This is a genomic window from Streptomyces sp. NPDC059371 (assembly GCF_042751995.1).
In the GTDB taxonomy this organism is placed as follows: domain Bacteria; phylum Actinomycetota; class Actinomycetes; order Streptomycetales; family Streptomycetaceae; genus Streptomyces.
The window spans coordinates 1-6,866 of sequence record NZ_JBHYXD010000184.1 but is presented as its reverse complement, the minus strand read 5'-3'; the positions used below and the strand labels follow the sequence as shown (position 1 = coordinate 6,866).

Sequence of the window (6,866 nt, the reverse complement as noted above, 5' to 3'; positions counted from 1 at the left end):
GTCGCCGACACCTCCGGACGCCACGACGCCCTGTGCGGCACCTCCACACTCGTACGCAACACCGGGCGCTACGGGGACGGAACCCCGCAGTCCGCGTCACCGGCCGGCCGCGAGCTGTTCAAGCTGGCCGCCGCCAAGAACGGGCTCGGGCCCCGCGATCTGCCGCCCTCGCTCTCCTTCTTCCAGGGTGTGGAGATACGCGACGACGGCTCGCCGGACTTCACCGGCTCGGCCGGACCCGGCGCCGCCGTCACACTGCGCGCCGAGCAGGACGTCACGGTGCTGATCGCGAACGTGCCGCACCCGGCCGACCCGCGCCCCGCCTACACGAGCACCCCCCTGGAGGTGCTGGCCTGGCGCGCGCGGGCGACCGCGGCGGGCGACCCGCTGTGGGAGGCCACACCCGAGGGCCGCCGCGCCTTCCTCAACACCGCCGAATTCCTTGCCACGAGGGGGCTCGCATGACGCACGCCACCGTCCCGGCCCGCGCCGCCTGGTCCGCGCTCCTGCGCGCCGGCCAGACGCTCACCGTCACCGACCTGCACGGCAACCAGGCCGTCGACTTCCTGGTGTACGACGCCGCGGACACCTCCGTCCGCTACAGCGCGCCCGACACGATCCAGGCCCAGGGGAACATCTTCCTGACCACCGGCAGCGTGCTGATGTCGAACGAGCACACCCCGCTCATGACCGTCACCGAGGACGAGGTCGGCCGGCACGACACGGTCGGCGGCGCCTGCTCCAAGGAGTCGAACACCCTGCGCTACGGCCACCACACCTGGTCCCAGCACGCCTGCGTGGACAACTTCCTCGCCGAGGGCGCCCGTTACGGCCTCGGCAAGCGCGATCTCGTGTCGAACATCAACTGGTACATGAACGTGCCCGTCGAGAAGGACGGCACCCTCGGCATCGTCGACGGCCTCTCCGCCCCGGGACGCCGGCTGACCCTGCGCGCCGACCGCGATGTGATCGTGCTGGTCTCCAACTGCCCCCAGATCAACAACCCGTGCAACGGCTTCGAGCCGACCGCGGTCGCGATGACGATCGGGGACTCCGCATGAGCTTCGACACCCTCCTGGTCGCCAACCGCGGCGAGATAGCCGTCCGCATCATCCGCACCGCCCGCGAACTGGGCCTGCGCACCGTCGCCGTGTACTCCGACGCCGACCGCGCCGCACCCCACGTCCGCCTCGCCGACCAGGCCGTACGGCTCGGCCCCGCCCCTGCCAAGGAGTCCTACCTCGACGGCGACCTGGTCCTGAAGGCCGCCAAGGACACCGGGGCCGGGGCCATCCACCCCGGATACGGCTTCCTGTCCGAGGACGCGGCGTTCGCCCGCCGCTGCGAGGACGCCGGGATCGTGTTCGTCGGGCCCGCACCGGAGCAGCTCGAACTGTTCGGCGCCAAGCACACGGCGCGGGCGGCGGCCGAGGCCGCCGGGGTACCGCTGGCACCGGGCACGGGACTGCTCCCCGGTCTCCCCGAGGCCCTGGAGGCGGCCGGCCGCATCGGCTACCCCGTCATGCTCAAGGCCACCGGCGGTGGCGGCGGCATCGGCATGTCGGCATGTCGCTCCGCCGGGGAACTGACCGAGGCCTGGGACCGGGTGCAGCGCGTCGCGGCGGCCTCCTTCTCCTCGGCCGGGGTGTTCCTGGAGCGCCTGGTCGAACACGCCCGCCATGTCGAGGTGCAGGTCTTCGGCGACGGCCGGGGCCGTGTCGTCACCTTCGGCGACCGTGACTGCTCGCTCCAGCGCCGCAACCAGAAGGTCCTGGAGGAGGCACCCGCCCCCGGCCTGCCCTCCCACGTCCGCGACCGGCTCGCCTCCGCCGCACGCGAGTTGTGCGCCTCGGTCGGCTACCGCTCGGCCGGAACCGTCGAGTTCGTCTACGACGCCGCCCGCGAGGAGGCGTACTTCCTGGAGGTCAACACCCGCCTCCAGGTGGAACACCCGGTCACCGAGGAGATCTACGGCGTCGACCTCGTCGCCTGGATGCTGCGGCTGGCCCGGGGCGAGTCCGATGTCGTACGGGAACCTGGAGCACCGCGCGGCCACGCCGTCGAGGCACGGGTGTACGCCGAGGACCCCTCGCGCGAACACCGGCCCAGCGCGGGCCTGTTGACCCGGGTCGAGTTCCCCGGCGGGGTCCGTGTCGACGGCTGGGTCGAGACCGGCACCGAGGTGACCACCTCCTACGACCCGATGCTCGCGAAGGTCATCGCCCACGGGGCGGACCGGGCCGAGGCCCTGGAACGCCTCGACGAGGCACTGGCCGCCACCCGCGTGGACGGCATCGAGACGAACCTCGGCCTGGTGCGGGCCGCGCTCGCCGAACCGGCCTTCCGGAAGGCGGCGCACTCCACCGCCACGCTGGCCGGCGTGAGCGATCCCACCCCGCGCGTCGAGGTCGTGTCCGGCGGCACGCTCACCACCGTGCAGGACTGGCCGGGACGCACCGGCTACTGGCAGGTCGGGGTACCGCCGTGCGGCCCGATGGACGACCTCTCCTTCCGGCTCGGCAACCGCGCGCTCGGCAACCCCGAGGGCGCGCCCGGACTCGAATGCACCCTGCGGGGACCTGCGTTGAGGTTCTCGCACGCCACGACGGTCTGCGTCACGGGCGCACCCGCGCCGGTCACCGTGGACGGGTCCGCCGTCGCCCGGTGGGAGCCGGTGACCGTGCCGGCCGGGGCGGTGCTGGAGGTGGGGGCGCCCGACGGGCACGGTCTGCGCACCTACGTACTGTTCGCGGGCGGCGGCCTGGACGTGCCCGCCTTCCTCGGCAGCGCCGCCACCTTCACGCTCGGCCGGTTCGGCGGCCACGGCGGCCGGGCCCTGCGCACCGGCGACGTCCTGCACGGCGGCACGGTCACAGAACGCGGGACACCCGTGCCGCCCACCGAGCGCCCCGGCTTCACCGCCGCATGGCGGATCGGCGCCCTCGAAGGACCGCACGCGGCACCGGAGTTCTTCACCGAGGACGACATCCACGACTTCTACGCCGCCGACTGGAAGGTCCACTTCAACTCGGCCCGCACCGGAGTGCGGCTCGTCGGGCCCAAGCCCCGCTGGGCCCGCGCCGACGGCGGCGAGGCCGGCCTGCACCCCTCCAACATCCACGACACCCCCTACTCGGTCGGCGCCGTCGACTACACCGGCGACATGCCGGTGCTGCTCGGCCCGGACGGCCCCTCCCTCGGCGGCTTCGTGTGCCCGGCGACCGTCGTCAGCACGGAACGCTGGAAGCTCGGCCAGCTCCGCCCCGGCGACACCGTGCGCTTCGCTCCGCTGGCCGACGACGGTTCGGCGCGGCCCGCGATCGTCGACGGCGGGGTGCTCGCCCGCGACGGCGACGTGACGTACCGCCGCAGCGGCGACGACAACCTGCTGGTCGAGTTCGGGCCCATGCAACTGGACCTCGCCCTGCGGATGCGGGTCCACGCGCTGATGGAGGAGGTGACCAAGGCGGATCTCGACGGCGTCACCGACCTCACGCCGGGCATCCGCTCACTGCAGATCCAGACGGACCCGCGCCGGCTGCCCCAGCGCGAACTCCTGGACGCCGTACGGCGCACGGTCCGCGCCCTGCCCCCGAGCGACCGGCTCGTCGTCCCCTCCCGCACCGTCCATCTCCCGCTGTCCTGGGACGACCCGGCCACCCGCGAGGCCATCGCCCGCTACATGGCCGGTGTCCGCGACGACGCCCCCTGGTGCCCCTGGAACATCGAGTTCATCCGCCGGGTCAACGGCCTGGACTCGGTGGACGACGTCTACCGCACCGTCTTCGACGCCGAGTACCTCGTCCTCGGCCTGGGCGACGTCTACCTCGGCGCGCCGGTGGCCACCCCGCTCGACCCGCGCCATCGTCTGGTCACCACGAAGTACAACCCGGCCCGCACCTGGACCGCCGAGAACTCGGTCGGCATCGGCGGCGCCTACCTCTGCGTCTACGGCATGGAGGGCCCCGGCGGCTACCAGTTCGTCGGCCGTACGACCCAGGTGTGGTCGCCCTGGCAGCAGCGCGGCGCGTTCGAGCCCGGCTCTCCGTGGCTGCTGCGCTTCTTCGACCGGATCAAGTGGTACCCGGTGGAGGCGGACGAACTCCTCGAACTGCGGGCCGACATCGTCTCCGGCCGTTTCGTGCCACGCGTGGAGGAGGGCACGTTCTCCCTCGCCGCGTACGAGGCCTTCCTCGCCGAGAACGCCGAGTCCGTCGCGGAGTTCCGGTCCCGGCAGGGCGACGCCTTCTCCGCCGAGCGGGACGCCTGGGAGGCGGCGGGCGAGTTCACGCGGGCCGAGGACGCGGGGGCCGCACCGGCGCCGTCGGTCGAGGTGACGGTCCCGGCGGGCGGCCGGCTGATCGAGGCCGAGTTCGCCGCGTCGGTGTGGCAGCTCAACGTGGCTCCGGGCGAACGGGTCACGGCGGGGCAGCCGTTGCTCGCGCTGGAAGCGATGAAGATGGAGTCACGTGTCCCCGCCCCGATCGACGGCGTGGTCCAGCGGATCCTCACCCGCCCGGGCGCCCAGGTGGAGGCGGGCACGGCCCTGCTCGTGCTCGCGCCCCTGGAACCGTCCGCGTCCTGACTCCCCGCGCCCCGCCCGCGTCGCGCCGGGGCCGCGCCCGCCGCCGTCTCCGCCCGCCGCCCGCCCCTGCTCTCCGCCCGTACGACCCAGCTCTTCGTCCCCTACGACCTGCCCTCCGCCCGCCCGCGGGCCCCCCTCCTCCGCCGCCCGCACCCGGCCGGTCTCCTCCCCAGGGCCCTGATCCGCCGGGCAGGGAAACCCGGCGGTCCAAGGACACATCACGGGCCCCGGACCCCGGACCCCGGGCAGCGGGCAGCGGGCAGCGGGCAGCGGGCGGGGGGCAGGGGGCAGGGGGCGGGACACCCTCCCAGCGCAAGGAGTTCCGATGTCCGCCCTCACCCGAGTCCGCATGGCGTACGCCCGTATCGAGGCCGTGGACCGCCCCGAGATCTGGATCGGCCTGCGCCCCCGGGCGGAGGCCGAGCGCGAGGCCCGTGCCGTGGACGAGCGGGTCGCCGCCGGAGAACACCTCCCGCTCGCCGGCCGGCTCCTCGCCGTGAAGGGCAACATCGACGTGGCCGGCCTGCCCACCACCGCCGGATGCCCGGCCTACGCCTACACCCCGGAGGCCGACGCCCCCGCGGTCGCCCGCCTCCGCGCGGCCGGAGCCGTCGTGCTCGGCACCACCAACATGGACCAGTTCGCCACCGGCTTGGTCGGCACCCGCTCGCCGTACGGCGCCGTCCGGGGCGCCCTGGACCCGGAAAGGATCAGCGGCGGCTCCAGCTCGGGATCGGCCGTGGCCGTGGCCCTCGGCATCGTCGACCTGGCGCTCGGCACGGACACGGCCGGCTCGGGACGCGTGCCCGCCGCGTTCAACGGCATCGTCGGCCTCAAGCCGACCCACGGCCTGGTGCCGACCACCGGCGTCGTCCCGGCCTGCGCCTCCCTGGACTGCGTGACCGTGTTCGCCCGCACCCTCCCGGAGGCCGAACAGGCCCTCGCCCGCCTCGCGTCCCCCTCCGGACGCGAACTGCCGCCCCTGGCACAGCGCGCGCCCGGCCCGTGGCGCGTCGCCGTCCCGCCGACGGCACAACTCGGCGAACTGGACGAGGGCTGGGCGGAGGCCTACGAGGCGGCGGTGCGCGCGCTCGTCGCTGCGGGGGCGGACGTACGCACCCTCGACCTCGCCCCGTTCACCGAGGCCGCCGCGATGCTCTACGAGGGCGCCTTCGTCGCCGAGCGCTACACGGCTGTGGGGAGCTTTGTCGACAAGCAGACCTCCGAAGGGGGTGCCGGGCTCGACCCCACCGTCGCCGGGATCATCACCCGCGCGCGGGACATCCCTGCCCACCGGCTCTACGCGGACCAGGAGCGGCTGGCGTCCCTGCGCGCCCGGGCCCTCGCGGAACTGGCCGACGCCGACGCGCTGCTCCTGCCGACCGCGCCCGGCCATCCCACGCTCGCCGAGGTCGCCGCCGACCCGCTGGGCGCCAACGCCCGGCTGGGCCGCTTCACCAACTCGACGAATCTGTTCGACCTGGCCGCGGTCGCCGTCCCGGCCGGGCGGACAGCCGCGGGACAGCCCTTCGGGGTGATGCTGATCGGCCCGGCGTTCACCGACGAACGGCTCGCAGGGATCGCCCGCCTCCTGGAACCGGCGACCCGCCTCGCCGTGGTGGGGGCGCATCTGTCCGGCCGGCCGCTGAACCCGCAGTTGCTGTCTCTGGGCGCCCGCCTCGAACGCACGACGACCACCGCCGCCGTCTACCGTCTGCACGCCCTGGCGACCAGTCCGCCGAAGCCGGGGCTGGTCCACGTCGGCGCGGGCGGCGCCGCCGTCGAGGCCGAGGTGTGGAGCCTGCCCGCCGAGGGCCTCGGACGCCTGCTGGCGGCACTCCCCCGCCCGATGACCCTCGGCAGCGTCGAACTCGCCGACGGCACCCACGTGACCGGCTTCCTCTGCGAACCCGACGCGCTGAAGGACGCCCCCGACATCACGCGGTACGGCGGCTGGCGCGCGTACCTGGACGACCGGCAGCCCGGCTGACCGCACCCCGCAGGGTCGGACATCGCCCGGCGGCAACCGAACACCCCGGCCGACGGCGGCCGCACCCGCCGGAGCCGGGAGCGGCCGGTGACGGCCGGACACCGACCCACCGCGGTTCTGGCGCGGGTGCGGGCCGCCACCGGTCGGGGCTCAGGCCCCGGACCCGGCGACGGCCCGGCCGTCGTCGGCCAGCCGGCCCGGCCGGGGGGGGGGGGGGGGGCCCCCCGCGGGGGCCGCCCCCCCCCCCCCCCCCCCCGCCCCCCCCCCCGCGCGGGGGGGGGGCCCGCCCCC

General features: G+C 74.9%; 4 protein-coding genes. All 4 read left to right on the top strand.

Annotation, left to right across the window (positions count from 1 at the left end):
- Positions 1-465 (top strand): DUF1989 domain-containing protein (locus ACFXGX_RS42780; RefSeq protein WP_384803782.1); only part of this gene is annotated, 465 nt, incomplete at its 5' end.
- Entirely contained in the window at positions 462-1,061 is a 600-nt protein-coding gene (locus ACFXGX_RS42775; RefSeq protein ID WP_384803779.1) for an urea amidolyase associated protein UAAP2, read from the top strand. The genes ACFXGX_RS42780 and ACFXGX_RS42775, both read left to right, overlap by 4 nt.
- Positions 1,058-4,585 carry a 5-oxoprolinase/urea amidolyase family protein gene (locus tag ACFXGX_RS42770; protein WP_384803777.1) on the top strand — a complete coding sequence of 1,176 codons (3,528 nt, stop codon included), beginning with the start codon at positions 1,058-1,060 and terminating at the stop codon, positions 4,583-4,585. Before ACFXGX_RS42775 ends, ACFXGX_RS42770 begins: the two co-directional genes overlap by 4 nt.
- A gap of 325 nt (positions 4,586-4,910) precedes the next feature.
- Complete coding sequence (atzF, locus tag ACFXGX_RS42765; protein WP_384803774.1) at positions 4,911-6,575, top strand: allophanate hydrolase; 1,665 nt, start codon at positions 4,911-4,913, stop codon at positions 6,573-6,575.
- Positions 6,576-6,866 lie beyond the last annotated feature (291 nt).